Below are 21,999 nucleotides of genomic sequence, written 5' to 3'. Positions count from 1 at the left end.
TTTGCTTTAAATTCATTTCACATGAAAAAATTACTACTCTTTTTTATTTTAATAATATCGCAGTTATTTTACTCGCAATCTGACTGTATTTCAGCGATTCCTGTATGTGGAAACTCTGGCTTTTCATATAATTCGCAAGATGATGGAAATATTGCTGAAGAGCTTGGCGGATGTTTGTCAACTGATGAAAGATATACAGTTTGGTATACCTTTACTATTGCCACTTCAGGAACTTTAACTTTTACTATTGACCCTGTTGTATTTGCAGATGACTACGATTTTGGTGTATATGGACCAAATTTAACATGCACCACTTTAGGAAACCCAATCAGATGTAATTATTCAGGAGCCGATGGACCGACTGGACTTTCATTAACATCAACTGACCCTAACGGTGGTACATTTGGGCAGTGGAGTAGCTTTATGGATGTAGTAGCAGGTCAGACTTATTATCTGGTTATTGATAACTTTTCTCAGTCGCAAACTGGTTTTTCGTTAAATTGGGGAGGAACTGCTACTCTGACTTCTGCTTTTAATAATCCTGCACTTACTCCAAACCCTTTCATTCCTCCTGGTACACCAAGTGCTACTCCTGGTGCTCCTAATGAAATATTAAAATGTGCATTACCAATGCAGTTTGATTTTACAACTCTTTCTGCGGGTATTATCAATGGAAATCCTAATTTCACCGTTACTTACCATGATACTGAAAATAATGCCATCACAGGAAATTCACCAATTACGACCGCACTTGTAAATGGAACAACAATTTATTATTATAGATTAAAATACACAGATCCTGCAAACCCCACCAATCCAATAAACGGGTGTTTCCAGTTAGGTGAATTTAAGTTTAGACAGGGTAATATTGTTGCAAATAACGCTACAATTCTGGCATGTAATAATAATGGTGAAGGTTCAGGAACATTTAATCTGACCACAGCACCTGTTTTCGCAGATGCAACAGCTACTAAAAAATATTATACCTCATTAGCTGATCTTAATGCCAATATCAATGCAATTACAAATCCAACGGCTTACGTATCTTCAGCACCAAAAACAATTTACGTAAAAGTGACTTCTGTAGAAGGTTGTTCAGATGATTCTGAGATTACTTTAAATTATTATCCTGTAGTTGTTGTAACACCAGTTACCTTAGAATCTTGTTATATCGAAAATGCAATCACAACTGCAGCGTTTGACTTAACTTCAGCAAATGTCACTACACAGACCGGTATGACAAAAAGATTCTTTAAAACTCAGGCAAATGCGTTGGCGGGAACTAATGAGATATTGAATCCTACAATCTATATTACTGAGACAAGTGAAGTATATGTAAGAGTAACCAGCGACGATGGATGTTATGCAATAACAAAAATTACCCTCAAGGTTTTACCTCCTGTAAAATCTACAGTTCTAAAAGATAAAACAATCTGTATTGAAGACAGAGCCACTCTTGATGCAGGACCAGGATTCGACGGATACGAGTGGAGCACAGGTGCAACGACACAAACTATTCAAGGCGTACCTGTTGGTGCTTACTGGGTAAAATTAAAAATAGGTAAATGCTTCACATTACAAAAGGTAAATATTTATGCAGCACAACAGCCGGTAATTGCTAGTCTAGATATTACAAACAATACAATCACGGTGAATGCTTCAGGCGGAACAGCTCCTTACCAATATTCATTGGATGGTCTTACATGGCAAGACTCAAACGTCTTCAACAACCTTCCAAGAGGTGAAAACAAAATCTACTTAAAAGATTCTTTTGACTGTAATCCTATTTTAGTTCAGGTAACAATTCCGAATCTGGTAAATGCCATCACTCCAAACGGAGATAATGTAAATGATGAGGTAGATTACTCAGCCTTAGCTTACAAAAAAGATTTGATCTTCACAGTTTACAACAGATACGGAAACAAAATTTACGAGTCTGATAAAATGAGAAATTATAAATGGAACGGAACTTCAGGCGGTAAGAAAATCGTTACGGGAACGTACTGGTACACCATTTCATGGACTGAAACCGATGCAAACAGTACCCAGACAAAATACAGCGGATGGATATTGGTAAAAAACAGAGAATAAACTAATTTTCACAATATTTAAAATCACCTCAGAAATGGGGTGATTTTTTTATTAACATCACTCAACAACCTTTTAATATTGTGATTTTATAAGTTATCAACAATAAATATTAATTACTCACTTCAAAATTATTTTTTTAAATAAACTATATTTGCAGCATGGCGCAGAAAGAAACATTATCATCTCTTACACAAGGAAACTTTGCCAGAGAATTGTCGATTGCAGATGGAAAAATGCCCCCCAATGCAGTAGATTTTGAAAGATTGGTTATCGGTACTTTTTTAATTGATAAAAAAGGGCTTGATCACTCTATTGACCTTTTGACACCCGAAGTTTTTTATGATCCGAGACACTCGGTGATATTTGAAGTTATTCTAAAACTGTACGAAGGAAACAGTCCTGTTGATTTGATGACCGTTATTCAGGAACTTAAAAAAACTGATAAATTAAGTTCTGCAGGTGGTGATCACTATATTATTGAACTGACAATGGGTGTGAGTTCTTCTGCCCACATCGAATATCACGTCCGTGTCATCTTAGAAAAATATATCCTGAGAAGTTTAATCAATGTTTCAGCTAATGTTATTGATACTTCTTATAAAGAATCTACGGACGTTTTTGAACTTTTAGATAAAGCTGAACAGTCATTTTTCGAAATCACCAACGGAACCATTAAAAAAGGATTTGATACCGCAAATACATTGGTAAAACAAGCTATTGATACGATTAAATCTTTAAAAGACAAAGAAGGAATCTCCGGAGTTCCTTCAGGATTTACCGATGTTGATAAAGAAACCGGAGGCTGGCAAAATTCAGATTTAATTATCATTGCAGCACGTCCAGCAATGGGAAAAACTGCATTTTTGCTTTCTATGGCAAGAAATATTGCTGTGGGTCATAAGATTCCGATGGCTTTATTCTCTCTCGAGATGGCATCTGTACAGCTGATCACAAGGATGATTGCTTCTGAAACCAAAATTTCTTCAGAAAAACTCAGAAAAGGACAAATGAGCGATGAAGAATGGCAACGACTGTTCTCCAACGTTTCAGAACTGGAAAATGCTCCTTTATATATCGACGAAACTCCTTCCCTTTCGATTTTCGACTTCCGTGCGAAATGTCGAAGACTGGTAATGCAGCATGGGGTAAGAATCATCATGGTCGATTATCTCCAGCTGATGACTGCAAGCAGCGGTGGAAAAGGAGGTGGAAACCGTGAACAGGAAATCGCAATGATCTCACGTTCTTTAAAAGCAATCGCGAAAGAATTGAATGTTCCCGTAATTGCACTTTCCCAGCTATCGAGAACTGTAGAAACCCGTCCCGGAAAAAGACCTCAGCTTTCAGATTTGAGGGAATCGGGAGCGATTGAGCAGGATGCGGATATTGTATCGTTTATCTTCAGACCAGAATATTATAAAATTGCCGTTTGGGACAACGATGAAGAAGGACAGGAATCTTCTACTGAAAACCAGGCAGAACTTATCATAGCAAAACACAGGAATGGTGCAACAGCCGATGTGAGACTTTCATTCATGAAGCATTTTGCGAAATTTGGTGATCTTGATGTATACGGAAACAACGATTACGGATATCCTTCAGGTGGTAACCAATCCCCTGAACCGAGCGGTTTTGAAAAAATAAAAACTACAATCCAGCCTGGGGCAGCATTTGACTTGCCGGATAATTCTAAAGTTTCAGGCTCTTCGATGAATGATCTTGATGATGAAGATGATTTTCCTTTCTAAATTGAGACTCAGACTTAGGCTTTATTAAACTTGAATTATATAATTTTTATTTAAACTAAACCTTAGCCCAAAAATAAATATCTTGAGAATCGAAATCTATACAGACGGTGCATGTAGCGGGAATCCCGGTAAAGGAGGCTACGGAATCCTGATGAAAGTTCCCGAGAAAAATTATCAGAAAACTTTCTCAAAAGGTTTCAGAAAAACCACCAACAACAGGATGGAACTTTTGGCTGTTATTACTGCTCTGGAAAAACTTAAATCTACAGAAAATGACATTCATGTTTTCACAGACAGCAAATATGTTTCAGATGCCATCAACCAAAACTGGATTGCCGGATGGATAAAAAGAGGCTGGAAAAACGTAAAAAATCCTGATCTGTGGAAACGTTTTATCGTCCTTTTTAACCAACATCAGCCAAAAATGCATTGGGTAAAAGGTCACGCAGGCCACTTCGAGAACGAACTCTGCGACAAATTAGCTGTCGCAGCAGCCAATGCTCCCAACCTCGAAATCGATTCTTACTTTGAGAATATTGATAATAATTCTTTATTTTAATAGATAAATTTTGAATCATTCTAATTCCAGATTAATTATTTTAGTTATTCTTTTACAAATTGCAATATATTTTACCATTTAGCTATATTTTTTTACAAAATTAACATTATATTTATATTTATTGATTAGGATTTAATACCTTTACACGTCTAATAAATAAAGTATAATGATCAATGAATAAAAATCTACTGTTTTATTTTTCCTTACTTCTTTTTTGTCTTTCCGGAAAACTCAGTTCACAAACATATCAGCTCACAGGAAATCCTGTAACAACTACAGGATGGACGATGGTTGCGCCAACAGTTGTGAATACCGATTTCATTCAGCTTACTCCAGATACAAATAACCAATCCGGATCAATCAGACTGAATGACCCGATCAACCTGAAATTCTGCGATAAATGGAGAGTGGAATTTGATTTCAGGATGGATTCTAACCAAACTGCAAATGGTGACGGTCTTGCATTCTGGTATTTGGCAAATCCACCGGTGGCAAGTGTTTTGGGATCCGGACTTGGAGTTTCTCAAAATGCAGTTGGTTTTATTGCTGGTTTTGACACTTACAATAATACCACAACGGCGGTAATGAGTAAGGTACACGTTGCCTACGGACAGGTAGTGAATACTACTGACACCAATAATGTAGAGTTTTTCAATGTTGCCGGAAGTTCTTTCCATTCACCGGACATGAATACGACTCTGCCATTTCAGGGGCCTACTTACAAACACGTTGAAGTAAACGCGCAGGTAGATCCGGCAATTCCTGCCAACTGGATTGTACAGATAAAAATCGACGGTACCGTAATTTGCAATCAGTCTTTTGCACCTTCAGGCGCAGCAGCTGCAATGACGGTGGGATATTTTGGTTTTTCAGCTTCTACCGGAGGAAACAGATCAAGACATTCTATTAAAAATGTAAAAATCTACACAGACAAAGTAAGTATTTTACAACCATCCGTTACACAAACGTATTGCCCGAATCCTACAACCGGAGTTGCAAGTGCAAATTTAACTTTATTTAATCCGCAATTTGTAGCTACTCCTGCCAATTATACATTCACGTACGCTGTGGGAGGCACAACGATTACCAATCCTACAAATTATCAGTTCAGCGCAAATACAACAGTAAATGTATTTATTAAAGACAATGCCGGAATATTATGCGATAATCCTGACGGACAGATTCAGCTTTCGTTATCACCATTTACGGCAACCAACAGAACGATTTCTGAATGTAATAACAATAATGCGACAACAGCAACATTTAATCTTACAACAGCGAATGTAAGTACAGTTCCGGGTATTACTAAAAAATATTTCAGAACAATGGCAGATCTCAACGCAGGAACCAATGAAATTACCAATCCTGCCGCCTTTATCTCCGGACCTACAATTGTTTATGTAAAAGTAACTACACCTCAAGGATGTACCGGTACTGCACAAATAACATTAAATTTCCTTCCACTCCCTGTAGTTACGGATGGCACTTTAGAATCTTGTTCTATTGACGTAACTCCAACATTAGGCTTATTTAATTTAACCTCAGCAAACATAACTTCAGAAACGGATATAACTAAAAAATTCTACACTACTCTAGCTAATGCTTTAGCCGGAACCAATGAGATCGTAAATCCTATTGCATATATTTCTGCCAATACAGAAGTTTTTGTAAAAGTTACCGCAATCAGCGGCTGTTTCATTATCAAAAAGATCACACTGAAAGTAATTCCTCCTGTAAAATCAACAGTTTTAAAGGATAAAATTATCTGTATTGACGACAGAACAACATTAGACGCAGGAGCCGGTTTTGATGACTACGAATGGAGCACTGGTGCAACCACTCAATCAATACAAGGTGTTCCGGTAGGATTGTATTGGGTAAGATTAAAAACAGGAAACTGTTATACGACTCAAAGTGTAACTGTAAAAGCCGCTTCAAACCCCGTTATTGCAAGTCTGGACATCACCAATAACACTATAACTGTAAACGTAAATGGAGGAACAGCACCTTATCAGTATTCTTTAGATGGAATTAAATGGCAGGATTCTAATGTTTTTACAGGATTACCGAGAGGCGAAAATAAAATTTTTGTAAAAGATTCTTATAATTGCGAACCTATCGAGGTACAGGTTACTGTTCCTAATCTTCTGAATGCGATTACTCCAAACGGGGATAATATAAATGATTTTATCGACTACACTGCTTTAGCATACAAGAAAAACTTGGTGTTCACAGTGTATGACAGATACGGAAATAAAAAATTCGAAGCTGACAAAATGAGAAACTTCAAATGGGACGGAACTTCCGGTGGAAAGAAAATCCCAACAGGAACTTACTGGTTCAGTATCACATGGAACGAAAACGATAAAAACAACACCCAAACAAAATACAATGGCTGGGTACTTGTAAAAAACAGAGAATAAACAACTGAAAAAAAATCACTCCTCATCTGGAGTGATTTTTTGTTACAATCAATGCGGATAAAAAAATTAATACAAACCGCTATTTATAGAGAATTTTATACAAAACAACAAACATAAAAACAAAATTTATAAATTATTTCAAGTTTTTTGAAATTATTGATAATTGCAATTCACTTTTAATAAATTTCACACAAAATAAACTAAAGTCTCACCCATAAAACCAATCAAATAAAATGAAGAAAACACTACTATTTTATTTTTCTGCACTCCTTTTATTTTTCTTTCAGAATACTTCTGCTCAGACATACCAACTCACAGGAAACCCTGTTAATACAACAGGATGGGACATTGTACCTTCTGCTGCGGTAAGCGGGGATTTTATACAACTGACTGCTGACCAGACCAGTCAGTTCGGAGCTATAAAACTTTCAAATCCTATTAACTTAAAATACTGTGACAAATGGAAAGTTGAGTTTGACTTCAGAATCGACGGAAACGGAACCACAGCATACGGAAGAGGTGACGGTTTAACCTTCTGGTATCTTTCAAACCCGCCAACCGCCTTTACAACAGGAGGAGGATTGGGAATTCCGGCAAACGCAAACGGATTAATGGTTGCCTTCGATATTTTCAACAATTCTACAGAAGGACAAATGAGCAAGGTGCATCTCTTGTACGGAACAAACAATGTTCCTGCAGGAAATCCTAATATAGAATACAATGTAGCAGCAGGAAGTTCATTTCATTCCCCGGATTTACAGGCTACACAACCATTTGTAGGAGCTACTTACAAACACGTTGAAGTAAACGGGCAAGTTGATCCCGCCAACCCGGTTAACTGGATTATTCAAATCAAAATAGACGGCGTAGTAATTACCAATCAGTCTTTTGCCCCTTCAGGCGGAGCCATCGGAATGACTACAGGATATTTCGGATTTTCATCAGGAACCGGAGCAGCGAGCGCAAGGCACTCCATTAAAAATGCAAAAATTTTCATTGATAAAGTTCCTATCTTACAAAATACAATCACCCCGTTTGTATGCAACAACCCTTCTACAGGAAACGGCTTTGTTGATTTAACATCTTATGCAACTCAATTTGTAAACAATCCTGCCAATTACATCATCACTTATTATGTTTTGGGAAGCTCTACACCAATTGCGACTCCCACCAATTTTCAATATACGGGAAATACCACCATTACGGTTGTTATCAAAGATCCGTCATCAACTTTATGTGATAATGGTGATGCCAGAATTATTTTAAATCCAAGTCCGTTTGAAGCAACCGATGCATCTCTTACGGAATGCAATAACAACAATGCCGGTGTTGGTATATTTAATCTAAATGACGCTGCAGTAACAACATTGGCCGGAGTGACTAAACAATACTACCCAACTCTTGCAGACTTAAATGCAGGAACCAACCAGATTATGAACTTTGGAGCTTTTCCTGCAGCACAGGGAACGACCATTCATGTAAAAGTGACAACTGCACAAGGTTGTGTTGACAATGCAATTATCACCCTCAACACATCTCCGGTTGTAGTTGTAAACGATGCAACATTGAGAGCCTGTTCAGAACCTACCAACCCTTCAGTCGGAATATTTAACCTGATCAATGCAAACGTAACTGCACAGGCAGGAACCACAAAAAAATACTACCCTTCCTTAACAGACGCACTGAACGGAACAAACGAAATCAACAATCCCGCAACATACACCGCTCCGAATGGTGTTATATACATCAGTGTCTTCAATGCAGCCGGATGTTTTACCATTGCTAAAGTGACATTAATCGTAATTCCGCCAGTCTATTCTACGGTTTTGGTTGATAAAGTAATTTGTATTGAAGACAAAACGACTTTAGATGCAGGAGCAGGATTTTCAGGATACGAATGGAGCACGGGAGCAACCACTCAGGTCATCACCGATGTTGGAGTAGGAACATATTGGGTTAAATTAAAAACCGGAGACTGTACAGTGAAACAGGCGGTAAAAGTGTACGCTTCAGAACAACCTGTTATAACTTATATTGACATTTCAAACACAACAATTACCGTCAACGTAAACGGCGGAACTCCCGCATACCAATATTCTATGGACAATGTTCATTGGCAGGATTCTAACGTATTTACCGAAATTTCGAGAGGTTTACATAAAATCTATGTAAGAGATTCTTACAAATGCGAACCGATTGAAGTGAATATTACCGTACCGAATCTTATCAACGTTATCACACCCAACGGAGACGGTCAAAATGATTTCATCGATTATTCTGCGTTAGCAGGAAAATTAGATTTAACATTCAATGTGTACGACAGATACGGATCTAAACTTCATCAAGGTGACAAAACCAACAGATACATCTGGGATGGAACAGCGAACGGACGAAAAGTTCCTACAGGGAGCTACTGGTATTCTGTAACGTGGAATGAAAACAACGAAAACAAAACTCCGATCAAATTCTCCGGTTGGATTATGGTAAAAAACAGAGACTAATTTTTTATATTTTAATTATATTGTAACCGCTCCCCTTAAAAGGAGTGGTTTTTTATTTGGGAAATTTTAAAACAGATATTTCAGCACAAAACTGCCTTTATTCATATTCAATTCTTAAATTTGTCTTATGAATTATTTGGAGGCTTTAAGCAGAAGATATTCTGTGAAAAAATTTAACCCCGAAATTACTATTCCGCAGGAAACGCTTCTCAACATTCTTGAGTCGGGAAAACTGGCGGCAAGTTCTCTGGGTTTACAACCTTACAAAATTCTGATCATTGAAAGCAAAGAGATGAAAGAAAAACTCATTCCCGCTTTCTATAATCCTTCACAAATATCTACATGCTCTCATCTTATTGTAATTGTTTCAAAGAAAGTAATTGAAGAAAATTATATTCACGGATATTTCAACCACATTTCAGAAGTGAGAGATGTTCCGTTGGAAAACCTGAATCTATTTAAGAAAAGCATCAATCAGCATATTACTCAAAAAACCCAGGACGAAATTTTCAATTGGGCAGAGAAGCAGTCTTATATTGTTCTGGCTAATTTAATGTATGCAGCAGCAATTGAAAATATCGATACGTGTCCGATGGAAGGCTTCAGACCAGATCTCATCGAAGAAATTTTAGATATAGATACCGAAAAGGAAAAAGTGACAGTAACCCTTGCTTTAGGCTACCGATCTGAAGAAGATCAGTTCCAGCACATGAAAAAAGTAAGAAAACCAAACGAAAAATTGTTTAAATTTATGTAATTATTTAGACAATTGTCTTAAAGCAAGAATATGATAAAAGCGGATGTATTAGTAATTGGTTCCGGAATTTCCGGACTTTCTTATGCCATAAAAGTTTCAGAACAGCTTCCCGATGCCAAAATAATCATTGTAACAAAATCTGACGAAGACGAAAGCAACACAAAGTACGCTCAAGGAGGTTTAGCCGTTGTTACAGATTCTAAAAATGATAATTTTGAAAAACACATCGAAGATACCATGCGTGCCGGAGACGGCGAAAACAAACGGAATGTTGTGGAAATGGTAGTAAGAGAAGCACCCGCAAGATTTAATGAAATCGTGGAATGGGGAGCTAATTTTGATATGAAAAACGGCGAATTTGCACTGGGAAGAGAAGGCGGTCACACCGAAAACAGAATTGTACACCATAAAGACATCACCGGTTTTGAGATTGAAAGAGCGTTATTGGAAACCGCAAAAAGCAGCCCGAATATTGAAATTCTTGATCATCACTACGTCATCGATATTATCACCCAACACCACGTTCCCGGAAAGGAATTGAATGAGGGAGAAATCAATTGTTATGGTGCCTATATTTTAGATGAAAAATCTAAAACAATCAAAAAAATCACTTCGAAGATCACTTTAGCCGCTACAGGAGGAGCGGGTCATGTTTATAAAAACACCACAAACCCTGTCATTGCAACCGGAGACGGAATCGCTTTCGTTGCCCGTGCAAAAGGAAAAGTGACCAATATGCAATATTATCAGTTTCACCCCACCGCGTTGTACAGCAAGCTTGACGGAATGTTGTTCTTGATTTCCGAAGCAGTACGTGGAGACGGTGCAAAACTGAGGACAAAAAAGGGTGAAAAATTCATGCAAAAATATGACGAACGTGAAGAATTAGCCTCAAGAGATATTGTTGCAAGAGCCATTGACGCAGAAATGAAAGTTACCGGAGACGAATTCGTAGGGTTGGATTGCAGAGATATGAATCGTGATAAATTTCTGGAACATTTTCCTAATATCTATAAAAAATGTAAAGACGAAGGAATCGATCCTTTTACTCAGCTGATTCCGGTTGTCCCGGCATGTCATTATTTAATGGGCGGAATTGAAGTGGATAAAGACGGACAATCTTCTCTCAACAATTTGTTTGCCGTAGGAGAATGTACCAATTCCGGGCTTCACGGAGCCAACAGATTGGCTTCAAATTCTCTTTTGGAAGGCTTGGTTTTTGGTCATAACGCTGCAATGAAAACCGTGGAACTGCTCAAAGAAAACAATTTCAATTTTGATGATTTAAAAGCCGTTCCGGAATGGAACGAGGAAGGCATGAAAATTATTGACGAAATGGTTATTGTTTCTTACCTCAGAAAACAGCTTCAGGAAATGATGAGTGATCTCGTGGGAATTGTAAGAAGCAACAGACGTCTGAAAATGGCGCTGCAAAAACATCAGGAAATCGCTGCCGCTGTTGACGAAATCTACCACTACTCTATTCTTTCGCCGCAACTTTCAGAATTAAGAAATCTTACAACAGTTGCACACCTCATCATCACCCAATCAATGGAAATGACAAAAAACAAAGGCGCATTTTACAATAAGGATTTAGTTCAGGCATAATTGATTATTAAAGGAAACAATGAAAAGACCCAACTACGCAACCGATAAAGTTTTAAAGCAGTTTATCAAAAACGCTTTGGAAGAAGACATTCAGGACGGAGACCACTCTACTTTGTCTACAATCCCAAAAGATCTAGAGCAGAGCGCAAAACTACTGGTAAAGGAAAACTGTATTTTGGCGGGAGTTGAACTGGCTGAAATTATTTTTAAAACCTTTGATAAAAATTTAAAAATAGAAAGATTCATCAAAGACGGCGAAACAGCTAAGGTTGGCGACGTAGCTTTTATCGTAACCGGAAGTGCAAGATCTATTTTATCGACCGAAAGGTTGGTTTTAAATTGCATGCAACGAATGAGCGGTATAGCAACACTTACTCAGGATTGGGATTCAAGATTAATTGGCTCTAAAACAAAGCTTTTAGACACCAGAAAAACAACGCCTAATTTCAGGGTTTGCGAAAAATGGGCAGTTGCCATCGGTGGCGGAACCAATCACAGATACGGCTTGTACGACATGATTATGTTGAAAGATAACCATATTGACTATAACGGAAGCATTACTAATGCTGTAAAAATGGCGAAAGATTATATAAAAAAGTCAAAGAAAAAACTTAAAATAGAAGTTGAAACCCGAAATCTTGAAGAAGTACAGGAGGCCATTAAGGCAAAAGTCGACAGGATCATGCTCGATAATATGGATGTTGATACAATGAAAAAGGCTGTCAAACTGATCAACGGGTCTTGTGAAAGTGAGGCTTCAGGAGGAATTACAAGAGATCAGTTAAAAGAAATTGCTACAACGGGAGTCACATTTATTTCTGCCGGAGCCCTTACACATTCTGCTAAAAATATTGATTTAAGTTTAAAAGCTGTTATGTAAAACATTACATATTTAATAAAAACACGCACCATTTGTTAAAAATTAAATAATATGATTTTTTTCACGTTAAAATTCATATTTTTTATATTCACCTGAAAAACAGTAAGTTAATCATTATTAAGACTGATTAAAAATTAACATTAAGTTAATAATAGTTAAAATTTATTTGTCGAATTTTGCAGTAAATTTAATTCTAACTATTACTTACGATTATGAAATTAATCAACAAATCGATGCTAACTGTGATGATCACACTTTCTACAGCTAGTGTTTATTATGCACAACAGACTCAAGACACGATTGGCACAAGATCAAAAGATATTGAGCAAGTTGTACTAACAGGTGTTGCCGATCTTGCAAAAGACAGAAAAACTCCTGTTGCTGTTTCTACTATTAAAGAAGCACAAATTGTTGAAAGATTGGGAAATCAAGAATTTCCTGAAATTTTGAAATCCACGCCATCAATCTATTCAGCTAAAGGCGGTGGAGGATTTGGTGATGGTCGTATGAACATCCGTGGTTTCGACACAAACAATACTGCAGTAATGGTCAACGGTGTACCTGTAAATGGTATGGAAGACGGAGCTGTATATTGGAGTAACTGGTTAGGTCTTTCAGACGTAACTTCAGCAATGCAGGTTCAGAGAGGTTTAGGTTCTTCAAAATTAGCAATTGCTTCTGTAGGAGGAACTGTAAACATCATAACAAGAGCTGCTGACAAGAAAAGAGAAGGAAATGTAATGCTTGGTGTAGGTAATGACGGTTACCTAAAAACTTTGTTCTCATATAATACTGGTAAATCAGCTAAAGGTTGGTCTACTTCATTCTTAATGGCTAGAACTGCAGGGTCAACTTATATTGACGGTTCAGAATTCGAAGCTTATAATTATTATTTTGCTTTAGGTTACCAGCCAAATGAAAAGCACGATTTCCAATTTACCTTTACAGGATCTCCTCAGAAACACATGCAGAACTTCCAAAGTTCAATTGCAAACTTCATTAAATATGGAAATGGTGTAGACGAACCAAACAGAAGATATAACTCTAACTGGGGTTACTTGAACGACGAAGTAATGTCTCAGTCTATCAACTTCTACAGCAAGCCTGTAGCATCAGTTAACTGGGACTGGAAAATCTCTGAGAGATCAAAATTATCTTCAGTTCTTTACGGATCTTGGGGTAGAGGCGGTGGTACCGGAGTTATCGGAAGTATTAACGGTACAAGCATCAACAGCCTTCCTAAAACTGCAGATGGACTAATTAGATTCGATGATATTCAAGCTTGGAATCAAGGACAAAATGTAATTTGGAATCCTGCTGTAGCCAATAATACCGGTATCAATAAAATAAATGCAACACCAGGTGTAGTTACAAGAACTAATGGCCTTGCAAGAAGAGCAAGTATCAACTCCCATGACTGGTATGGATTACTATCTAATTATCAGCATAAAATTAACGAAAACTGGAACTTCTCAGGTGGTATTGACTTAAGATATTACTACGGTTACCATCCAGGTGTATTGACAGACCTTTGGGGCAACACAAAATATATCGAGAAAGATAACATGAATATCCCTGGAGGATATGATGTAACTTTAGTACAGAATGCAGCTCCGTCAGCGAATCCTTTTGTAAAATCTGTAAAAGATAAAAATCAAATTGTTTACAGAAACTATGATGGTGAAGTACTTTGGGGTGGACTTTTCGGACAACTTGAATATTCAAATGATAAAATCTCAGCATTTATTCAGGGTTCAGTTTCAGAACAAGGTTATAAAAGAATTGACAATTGGATCATTGATGGTGTAACGGTACAGCAAAGTCAAACAGTTAATACCAAGACAGATACAAAATTCCTTTTTGGATTTAATGCAAAAGCTGGTATTAACTATAATATTAACGAGCAGCACAATGTATTTGCTAACGTTGGATATTATGAAAAACAACCTTTATTTAATTCTGTTTACAACTCACCTCTTGCTCCGGCTTCAGGAAACAATCAAGCAATCAACACTAATGACGGAAGAGCAACCGGAAATCAGCAAATTGTGAACCCGTTATTAACTAATGAAAAAATTGCTTCAGCAGAATTAGGGTATGGTTTCAGAAGTGGAATCTTCAACGCTAATGTAAATGCTTATTACACTTCTTGGAAAGACAGATATCAGAGATTCACAGGGCTTACCGTTCCAAATCCTGCAGGAGGAAACTACAATAGACCTTACGCAAACTTAACAGGTATTCACGAAATACACATGGGAATAGAATTTGAAGGTACAATAAAAGCTACAGATTATTTGTCTTTCAACGCAATGTTCTCTATCGGAGATTGGAAATACAAGGGTAATGCAACAGGGACCCTTTATGATGAAAATGGAACACCTATCTCATTAAATGGCAAAACTGATGTAGAATTCGCATTAGATAAAGTAAAAATTTCAGATGCCGCTCAAACTACCGCTGCTCTAGGATTTACCCTAAAACCTGTTAAAGACTTAAGCATATTTGCTAGCTGGAATTATTACGATAACTATTATGGATTAATCAATTTCAGTGACATATATGTTCAGCCTAATGGAAACATTAGTAATAATGGAAAAAAAGGAGCTTTAGAATATCCTAGCTACAATTTGTTTGATGTAGGTTTATCTTATTCATTCAAAGTAGGTAACGGACAAAGATTGGTATTAACAGGTAACGTATACAACTTACTTGACACTACTTACATCTCTGATGGTAAATCTTCTACTCACGTGAAAGATGTCGCAGATTTCAAGACTTCTAGCAATACTGACGCACAAGCACAGGCATTGTATAATACTTATATCAACAATCCTTTGAATTTCTACAAAGGACTTGACACAAGCAACACTGTTTACTTCGGTTTCGGTAGAACTTGGGCAGCTTCAGTTGCATTTAAATTCTAATAATTTAAAACTTATTAAATACCAAATCCCGGCTTTATAGCCGGGATTTTTTTATATTTGTACACTTAATAAACAGAAAAAATAGAAGTATGGATCTTTACAAAATTTTACTAAGCGCCCACAAAGGTTTTGCCTATCTGGAACTCGCTTTAACCTCTTTATTTATTATTGCACTTTTAACCGTAATGTTCGGGTACAGTGGTAAAGTAAATAAGTTTCTGAAAAAAACGACATTATTTACAATGATCTTTTTCCACGTTCAATTTCTGATCGGTATCATCATGTTGATCATGAATTTTACAAAAGGTCTGGATATGGGATCAGTAATGAAAAATGCTGACTTAAGATTTCAGTATGTAGAACATCCTTTTTCAATGCTGATCGCTGCGGTTTTGATGACGATCATCAATAAAAAAGTAAAATCTAAGGACACTATTTCTTTAGGAATTGTGATCATGGGATTGATCGCAGTAGGCTTATTTGCATTTGCATTTCCATGGACAAGAGTCTTTGGAGCTTAATTATATATTAACTTAATTTTTTTTAAACAACAATGAAAGTAGCTGTAGTAGGTTCAACAGGAATGGTTGGACAAGTGATGCTTAAAGTTCTCGAAGAGAGAAATTTCCCTGTAACAGAATTAATTCCGGTAGCTTCGGAAAGATCTATTGGTAAACAGGTGAAGTATAAACAGGTAGATTATACTATCGTAAGCATCGAAGACGCTATAGCTGCCAAACCTGATATCGCAATCTTCTCTGCAGGTGGTTCAACTTCTTTAGAGTACGCACCAAAATTTGCCGAAGCAGGGATTACCGTTATCGATAATTCTTCTGCATGGAGAATGGATCCTACTAAGAAATTAGTTGTTCCCGAAATCAATGCAGATGTTTTGACCAAAGAAGATAAGATTATTGCAAATCCAAACTGTTCTACCATTCAGTTGGTCATGGTTTTAGGTCCGTTGAATAAAAAATATGATTTAAAAAGAGTCGTTGTTTCTACTTATCAGTCCGTAACAGGAACAGGTAAAGCAGCCGTTGATCAGTTGAATGCTGAAATTAACGGAGACGATTCTGTTGCTAAAGTTTATCCTTACCAAATCTTCAAAAATGCATTGCCACACTGCGATGTATTTTCTGATGACGATTATACAAAAGAAGAAATTAAATTGATGAAAGAGCCTAAAAAGATTTTGGGTGACGACACATTCAATTTAACTGCAACTGCAGTAAGAGTTCCGGTGCAGGGAGGTCACTCTGAAAGTGTCAACATCGAATTTGAAAACGAATTTGAGCTAGACGAAGTAAGAAAAATCTTATCAGAAACTCCGGGAGTCATCGTGATGGACAACGTAAAAAACAACGAATATCCGATGCCGCTCTATTCAGAAGGGAAAGACGAGGTTTTTGTGGGAAGGATCAGACGAGATCTCTCACAACCGAAAACACTTAACCTCTGGATCGTAGCAGACAATCTGCGAAAAGGCGCTGCAACCAACGCAGTACAGATCGCAGAATACTTAGCAGCAAACAACTTAGTATAAACTAACAAAAAGAAAAGAGTCTCCAAAAGAGATTCTTTTTTTTATCAAATAATCATTTAGTTGATTAGCTTTGGTTGTTAATTGCAAACTTAATAGTCCCAAAGGGACGGCTTTATAAAGGATAGGACAAAATCTTATCAAAAATATACAATAAGATAATCGTTCAAAAAGAACTGCTGAAATTCAAGACTGAAAAAATGCCAACAAAAAATACCAATAAAGATAAAATAGGTTTCCAGAAACTCATTGCCGTTTTCGGAATTATTTTATTTATCGGAAAAATCATTGCGTGGAAGCTTACCAACTCCGATGCCGTTTTTTCAGATGCCATGGAAAGCATCGTGAATGTCATCAGTGCTTTTATGGGATTGTATTCTCTGCATTTAGCCTCAAAACCGAAAGACGAAGATCATCCTTACGGTCACGGGAAAGTAGAGTTCGTTACTGCAGGAATTGAAGGAGCCCTCATTGCCATTGCCGGAATTATGATCATTTATGAAGGCATCAACAGTTTGGTCACAGGAAAAGTTTTACAGGAGCTCGATTGGGGAATTGCCATCATTGCTGCTACAGCAATTATCAATTATTTTCTGGGATATATTTCCATTAAAAAGGGTGAAAAAGAAAACTCTATGGTTCTTATATCATCCGGAAAACATCTTCAATCGGACACAATAACTACTTTGGGAGTTGTTATCAGTTTAATCGTTGTTTACTTCACCAAAATCTATTGGGTAGATTCTGTGGTAGCATTGATTTTTGGATTTTACATTATTTTCGTGGGCTATAAAATCGTCCGAAAATCGCTGAGCGGAATTATGGATGAACAGAATCCCGAGCTCCTCAACAGCATTATCGACCTTTTAGAAAAAAACAGACATACAGAATGGATCGACATTCACAACATGAAAATCCAGCAATTCGGTGCATCCCTGCACATTGATGCCCACATTACACTTCCTTGGTATTACAGTCTTCGTGATGCCCATAACGAAATGGAAAAAGTGATTCTTCTTTTAGCCAAGAATACCAAACGAACTGTGGAGTTTAATTTTCATATGGATGATTGCAGGCCCGTCTCCTGCCCTATTTGCCAGATCTTGGATTGTCCAGTTCGTGAACAACCTTTTGTACAAAAAGTAAAATGGACCGCCGAAAATGTGACCAGAGTTGAAAAGCATACGGCTAATTTGTCTGAAAATATATGATAATTTTTTTAGAAGCTATTTCCGGCTCTTCGCTCATACTCCTAACACGGCCGCTTATTCTGAGCCGGCTGAATTTGCCAAAGCTTGTTGCGGGGTAACCGCTGCGATCCGGGCTATTGACAAAATACCGCCAATAAAGCCTGTTAAGTTTAATTATATTTTGTCAAAAAAATTTAACTGATTCATCAAGAGATAAAAATGGGTTGAATGTATGTTAAATAAACATTTCGCTCCTACGGAGCTCAAATTAAATTAGTTCAATTCATCTACAAACATTTTGCTTCTATGGAGCATTAGGAAGTTATATTTACTTTTAATACAAGATGCATTAAATATAAATCAAGAGTTTTTCAGTAAAATTTGTTTCCTGTAATAAAACAAAGGAACAATCAGCAGCAAAATCAAAGGTTGGATAACAAACCTCCTCATATAGAAAGAAAAAAGATATCCTATCTCAAACCTGTTGTAGATACAGTAAAGATAAATCGGAAAGGTTATTACAAAAATAATTGTGATCAAAACTGCTCCCTGTACCGTCCATTCTTTATTTTTAAATAAGAAATGAATGATCAGGCAGGAGAAAAAAAGATTTAAAAAAAATCTGAAAAGATGGCCGAAAATCAATTTCCCCCATTCAAATTCAGGAAAAGATATATTTTTATTGGCTTCATGAAAGTAATTCAGAAAAGGATCATAGAAAATATCATCTTCTATCATTCTCACGCCCACGAGTCCGCAAACTCCGGCTAAAACCAGAAACCAACTAAGAATTTTCATTTTTTAAGGCAAAAAATTTAATCCAGACCAGCCATAAAATCACTACACTTCCATAGATCACCGCAGGAAAAAGATAATCATGCGCCATCTTGCTGTATTGTTGGTAATCTCTTGTAACAACGTTCAGTCCAACTATTCTCAAAACATTCATAATATAAAGAGCAACCAGACCAGCACCAACAAAAATGAAAGTTTTAGTTCCTTTATAAAAAGCAAAAACGAAAGAAACAAAAAGAATTATGACGGAAACCGCATTACATCCTTCAACCATCCTTGTAACATACTCTTTTTTCACATAGAAATAAACCTGCTCATTTGGGATGTCATCATACAATTGTGTCGGATAATTAATCAGATTTTGAATAAACATCACGTGATCTGCTATAAGACGTGAATAAGGATCGAGTCCCTGAGCTTTAAAACTGTTGAGATAAAACTGATAACCGAAGAGCAACACCAGATAAATGATGATGAAACGCAGCAGAATTCCCAAAACAGGCTTAAAGTCCTTTAGCATGATGCAAAGATAAAAAATCGAACGTAATTTAGTATATTTGTTACCATATTATGACTTCTGAAAACGCAAAAAGATTTTTTGAAAACCATTTTGGCGAAAAATCAACCCAATTTGTCACTTTAGCTCAAAGCGGTTCTGCACGAGTCAATTTTTTGGCTCAAAATCAAAATGATACGTACATTATAACCCACAACGAAAACATTCCTGAGAATGAAAGCTTTCTTTATTTTTCAGAAGTTTTTTCAGGCTTACATCTCAATACCCCAAGAATTTTTAAAATTACCGACGACAGAAAACTATACATTCAGGAATATCTGGGAAGCCAGACTCTTTCGGAAATTATTTCCAAACAAAGTATATCCGAAAATGTAGAAACTTTGGTAAGGCAGACTTTAGAAAAACTTTTTCAGCTACAGATCAAAACACAGGATCAGATTGATTTTACCAAAACTTTTGAATACGAAAGGTATGATGAACTCCCGGTAATGCATGATTTGTATTACTTCAAAAATTTCATTGCAGATGTTTTGGAACTCGAATATCACAAGCCTACTCTTTTAAAAGAATTTAAAAAAATCGTCAACCTCATCGAAAATCTTGAGCCGAAAGGTCTGATGATCCGTGATTTTCAGGCAAGAAATATCATGGTGAATGATCAGAATGAAGTTTCGTTTATCGATTATCAGTCGGCAATGAAAGGACCTTTGATGTATGATGTGATCTCTTTTTTGTTTCAGGCTAAAGCAAATTTTCCTGAAGATTTTAAAAACAGAATGCTAGAATTTTACATTCAACAATTTAAAAATAAAGAAACTCAGGTACAATTGGAAAATTCAGTAAAGCCACTTCAGTTGATGAGATTCCTGCAGGTTTTGGGCGCTTACGGTTTTCGAGGACTTATTCAGAGAAAGCAACACTTCATTACAAGCATTGGGAAGGGAATAGAAAATATTACAGAGTTTTCAAACAATTGGGAAGGGATGAAAAATTATCCTGAACTAAAAAAAGTGATTGAAAAACTGGGTTCTGAGAAAACAAGAATTAAAATTGAAGAAATATTAAAACATTAAGATTAAAACGTCCACTTTGTCATTCCGTAGGAATCTAAACTTCAATTATTCCTTTCAACAATCTAGATTCCTACGGAAATCGAAGATTAGACGAAGTCAATGACAAATACGATTTGAAAAAATAAAAATCGTCGAAAAGAATTTATAATTAATCATGAATTATAAAAAAAATAAAATATGTTACATATAGACATCCACAGTTTTTCATACAAAAAAGGAGGAATACCCAAAGATGATTCCGGAAACGGAGGGGGTTTTACTTTCGACTGCAGAGGGATTTTAAATCCGGGAAGAGTTGAAGAATATAAAATACAAACCGGAAATGACATCGGCGTTCAGGAATATCTTGAAACAAAAACCGATATGCCCAAATTCCTGGAATTGGTAAAAAGCATGATTTCCATCAACATCGACAACTATTTGGGGAGAGGTTTTGAAAATCTTCAGATCAACTTCGGATGTACAGGAGGACAGCACAGGTCGGTTTATTCTGCAATAAAAATCGCTCATTTTATCGAAGAAAAATACGGCGAAAAAGTAGAAATAAGTCTTCACCATGACGAGCAGCACCAACTTAACAATAGGTAATAAATAATTTGTAATATTTAGCTTCGCTATTATTATTACGTATTCAAAATTACTCATTACCAATTACTCATTAACCATAATTATGAAGGCATTAATTTTTGCAGCTGGAAAAGGCACCCGTTTAAAACCCTTTACTGATCATCATCCGAAAGCTTTAGCTAAAGTAAACGGCATACCTCTTTTGGAAAGAAACATTACGTATCTCAAAGGTTTCGGGATTACGGATTTTGTGGTCAATGTGCATCACTTTGGTGATCAGATCATTGATTTTCTTAAAAAGAACGACAACTTCAATTGCAAAATAGAAGTTTCAGATGAATCTGAGGAACTCTTGGAAACAGGAGGTGGTTTGATTTTTGCTAAAAAATTCCTTGATCACGGTGAAGATTTCCTGATCATGAATGCCGATATTCTTACCGACATCAACATTAATAATTTTGTAGAATACCATAAGAAGATCAAAGATTTTGCTACTTTAGCAGTATCAGACAGAGAAAGTTCGCGAAAGTTACTTTTCAATGACGATATGGTTTTAAGAGGATGGCTGAATGTACAGACCGGAGAGCAGCGGCTTGCTGAGTTTAACAAGGGATTCAAACCTTATGCGTTCAGTGGTGTACACTGCATAAATCCTGTTATATTTGATAAAATAAAACGTACGGGTAAATTTTCTGTGATGGAAGAGTATCTGGATCTGATGCAGACCGAAAAAATTCACGGATTTCTGCATGACAGCATCCTGATCGATGTAGGAAGACCGGCGTCTGTAATAGAAGCCGAAAAATATTTTAAATAAAAA

Annotated in this window: 17 protein-coding genes; 15 read left to right on the top strand and 2 right to left on the bottom strand. The window is 36.6% G+C overall.

The window, feature by feature from the left end; translation table 11 throughout:
- Positions 1-21: 21 nt before the first annotated feature.
- The 12 genes from K0R77_RS06475 to K0R77_RS06420 all read left to right on the top strand — a co-directional run bounded on the left by K0R77_RS06475 (position 22) and on the right by K0R77_RS06420 (position 18,248).
- Positions 22-2,091, top strand: coding sequence for a gliding motility-associated C-terminal domain-containing protein (locus K0R77_RS06475; RefSeq protein WP_300350076.1), 2,070 nt, complete (start codon positions 22-24; stop codon positions 2,089-2,091).
- 158 nt (positions 2,092-2,249) lie between these two features.
- A complete protein-coding gene (dnaB, locus tag K0R77_RS06470) occupies positions 2,250-3,839 on the top strand; it encodes a replicative DNA helicase (RefSeq protein WP_300350074.1) in 1,590 nt (529 codons plus the stop codon).
- A gap of 82 nt (positions 3,840-3,921) precedes the next feature.
- A complete protein-coding gene (rnhA, locus tag K0R77_RS06465) occupies positions 3,922-4,398 on the top strand; it encodes a ribonuclease HI (RefSeq protein WP_300350071.1) in 477 nt (158 codons plus the stop codon).
- Between the two features lie 173 nt (positions 4,399-4,571).
- Positions 4,572-6,821, top strand: coding sequence for a T9SS type B sorting domain-containing protein (locus K0R77_RS06460; RefSeq protein ID WP_300350066.1), 2,250 nt, complete (start codon positions 4,572-4,574; stop codon positions 6,819-6,821).
- 233 nt (positions 6,822-7,054) lie between these two features.
- Positions 7,055-9,322 (top strand): T9SS type B sorting domain-containing protein, encoded by a 2,268-nt coding sequence (locus K0R77_RS06455; protein WP_300350062.1) that lies wholly within the window; start codon positions 7,055-7,057, stop codon positions 9,320-9,322.
- 127 nt (positions 9,323-9,449) lie between these two features.
- A complete protein-coding gene (locus tag K0R77_RS06450) occupies positions 9,450-10,079 on the top strand; it encodes an NAD(P)H-dependent oxidoreductase (protein ID WP_300350060.1) in 630 nt (209 codons plus the stop codon).
- 30 nt (positions 10,080-10,109) lie between these two features.
- Complete coding sequence (gene nadB, locus K0R77_RS06445; RefSeq protein WP_300350057.1) at positions 10,110-11,687, top strand: L-aspartate oxidase; 1,578 nt, start codon at positions 10,110-10,112, stop codon at positions 11,685-11,687.
- A gap of 19 nt (positions 11,688-11,706) precedes the next feature.
- Complete coding sequence (gene nadC / locus K0R77_RS06440; RefSeq protein WP_300350055.1) at positions 11,707-12,567, top strand: carboxylating nicotinate-nucleotide diphosphorylase; 861 nt, start codon at positions 11,707-11,709, stop codon at positions 12,565-12,567.
- Between the two features lie 212 nt (positions 12,568-12,779).
- Entirely contained in the window at positions 12,780-15,494 is a 2,715-nt protein-coding gene (locus K0R77_RS06435; protein WP_300350052.1) for a TonB-dependent receptor, read from the top strand.
- Positions 15,495-15,583: 89 nt separating this feature from the next.
- On the top strand, positions 15,584-16,015 hold the full coding sequence (locus K0R77_RS06430) for a hypothetical protein (RefSeq protein WP_300350049.1): 432 nt from the start codon (positions 15,584-15,586) through the stop codon (positions 16,013-16,015).
- Positions 16,016-16,047: 32 nt separating this feature from the next.
- A complete protein-coding gene (locus tag K0R77_RS06425) occupies positions 16,048-17,040 on the top strand; it encodes an aspartate-semialdehyde dehydrogenase (RefSeq protein WP_300350046.1) in 993 nt (330 codons plus the stop codon).
- Between the two features lie 197 nt (positions 17,041-17,237).
- Positions 17,238-18,248, top strand: coding sequence for a cation diffusion facilitator family transporter (locus K0R77_RS06420; RefSeq protein WP_300350044.1), 1,011 nt, complete (start codon positions 17,238-17,240; stop codon positions 18,246-18,248).
- A gap of 339 nt (positions 18,249-18,587) precedes the next feature.
- Here K0R77_RS06420 and K0R77_RS06415 read toward each other — a convergent pair whose 3' ends face one another.
- Positions 18,588-19,025 (bottom strand): exosortase F system-associated protein, encoded by a 438-nt coding sequence (locus K0R77_RS06415; RefSeq protein WP_300350041.1) that lies wholly within the window; start codon positions 19,023-19,025, stop codon positions 18,588-18,590.
- Positions 19,012-19,542 (bottom strand): exosortase family protein XrtF, encoded by a 531-nt coding sequence (xrtF, locus tag K0R77_RS06410; RefSeq protein WP_300350038.1) that lies wholly within the window; start codon positions 19,540-19,542, stop codon positions 19,012-19,014. The genes K0R77_RS06415 and xrtF overlap by 14 nt, the downstream gene beginning before the upstream one ends.
- Before the next feature lie 50 nt (positions 19,543-19,592).
- Here xrtF and K0R77_RS06405 point away from each other — a divergent pair, with 50 nt between their 5' ends.
- From K0R77_RS06405 to K0R77_RS06395, 3 genes are all read left to right on the top strand, one after another.
- Entirely contained in the window at positions 19,593-20,612 is a 1,020-nt protein-coding gene (locus tag K0R77_RS06405) for a phosphotransferase (RefSeq protein ID WP_300350036.1), read from the top strand.
- A gap of 177 nt (positions 20,613-20,789) precedes the next feature.
- On the top strand, positions 20,790-21,200 hold the full coding sequence (locus K0R77_RS06400) for an RNase adapter RapZ (RefSeq protein ID WP_300350033.1): 411 nt from the start codon (positions 20,790-20,792) through the stop codon (positions 21,198-21,200).
- A gap of 82 nt (positions 21,201-21,282) precedes the next feature.
- On the top strand, positions 21,283-21,996 hold the full coding sequence (locus K0R77_RS06395) for a nucleotidyltransferase family protein (RefSeq protein ID WP_300350031.1): 714 nt from the start codon (positions 21,283-21,285) through the stop codon (positions 21,994-21,996).
- Positions 21,997-21,999 lie beyond the last annotated feature (3 nt).

It is taken from the genome of Chryseobacterium sp. (assembly GCF_029240215.1).
Classification (GTDB): Bacteria; Bacteroidota; Bacteroidia; order Flavobacteriales; family Weeksellaceae; genus Chryseobacterium.
This window is presented reverse-complemented; position numbering and strand designations above follow the sequence as displayed.

Excerpts from the sequence above, each read along its gene's own strand:
- K0R77_RS06425 (WP_300350046.1), top strand. The coding sequence starts at position 16,048 with ATGAAAGTAGCTGTAGTAGGTTCAACAGGAATGGTTGGACAAGTGATG.
- K0R77_RS06435 (WP_300350052.1), top strand. The coding sequence starts at position 12,780 with ATGAAATTAATCAACAAATCGATGCTAACTGTGATGATCACACTTTCT.
- dnaB (WP_300350074.1), top strand. The coding sequence starts at position 2,250 with ATGGCGCAGAAAGAAACATTATCATCTCTTACACAAGGAAACTTTGCC.
- K0R77_RS06405 (WP_300350036.1), top strand. The coding sequence starts at position 19,593 with ATGACTTCTGAAAACGCAAAAAGATTTTTTGAAAACCATTTTGGCGAA.
- xrtF (WP_300350038.1), bottom strand. The coding sequence starts at position 19,542 with ATGCTAAAGGACTTTAAGCCTGTTTTGGGAATTCTGCTGCGTTTCATC.
- nadB (WP_300350057.1), top strand. The coding sequence starts at position 10,110 with ATGATAAAAGCGGATGTATTAGTAATTGGTTCCGGAATTTCCGGACTT.
- K0R77_RS06400 (WP_300350033.1), top strand. The coding sequence starts at position 20,790 with ATGTTACATATAGACATCCACAGTTTTTCATACAAAAAAGGAGGAATA.
- nadC (WP_300350055.1), top strand. The coding sequence starts at position 11,707 with ATGAAAAGACCCAACTACGCAACCGATAAAGTTTTAAAGCAGTTTATC.
- K0R77_RS06475 (WP_300350076.1), top strand. The coding sequence starts at position 22 with ATGAAAAAATTACTACTCTTTTTTATTTTAATAATATCGCAGTTATTT.
- K0R77_RS06450 (WP_300350060.1), top strand. The coding sequence starts at position 9,450 with ATGAATTATTTGGAGGCTTTAAGCAGAAGATATTCTGTGAAAAAATTT.
- K0R77_RS06455 (WP_300350062.1), top strand. The coding sequence starts at position 7,055 with ATGAAGAAAACACTACTATTTTATTTTTCTGCACTCCTTTTATTTTTC.
- K0R77_RS06460 (WP_300350066.1), top strand. The coding sequence starts at position 4,572 with ATGAATAAAAATCTACTGTTTTATTTTTCCTTACTTCTTTTTTGTCTT.
- K0R77_RS06415 (WP_300350041.1), bottom strand. The coding sequence starts at position 19,025 with ATGAAAATTCTTAGTTGGTTTCTGGTTTTAGCCGGAGTTTGCGGACTC.
- K0R77_RS06395 (WP_300350031.1), top strand. The coding sequence starts at position 21,283 with ATGAAGGCATTAATTTTTGCAGCTGGAAAAGGCACCCGTTTAAAACCC.
- K0R77_RS06430 (WP_300350049.1), top strand. The coding sequence starts at position 15,584 with ATGGATCTTTACAAAATTTTACTAAGCGCCCACAAAGGTTTTGCCTAT.
- K0R77_RS06420 (WP_300350044.1), top strand. The coding sequence starts at position 17,238 with ATGCCAACAAAAAATACCAATAAAGATAAAATAGGTTTCCAGAAACTC.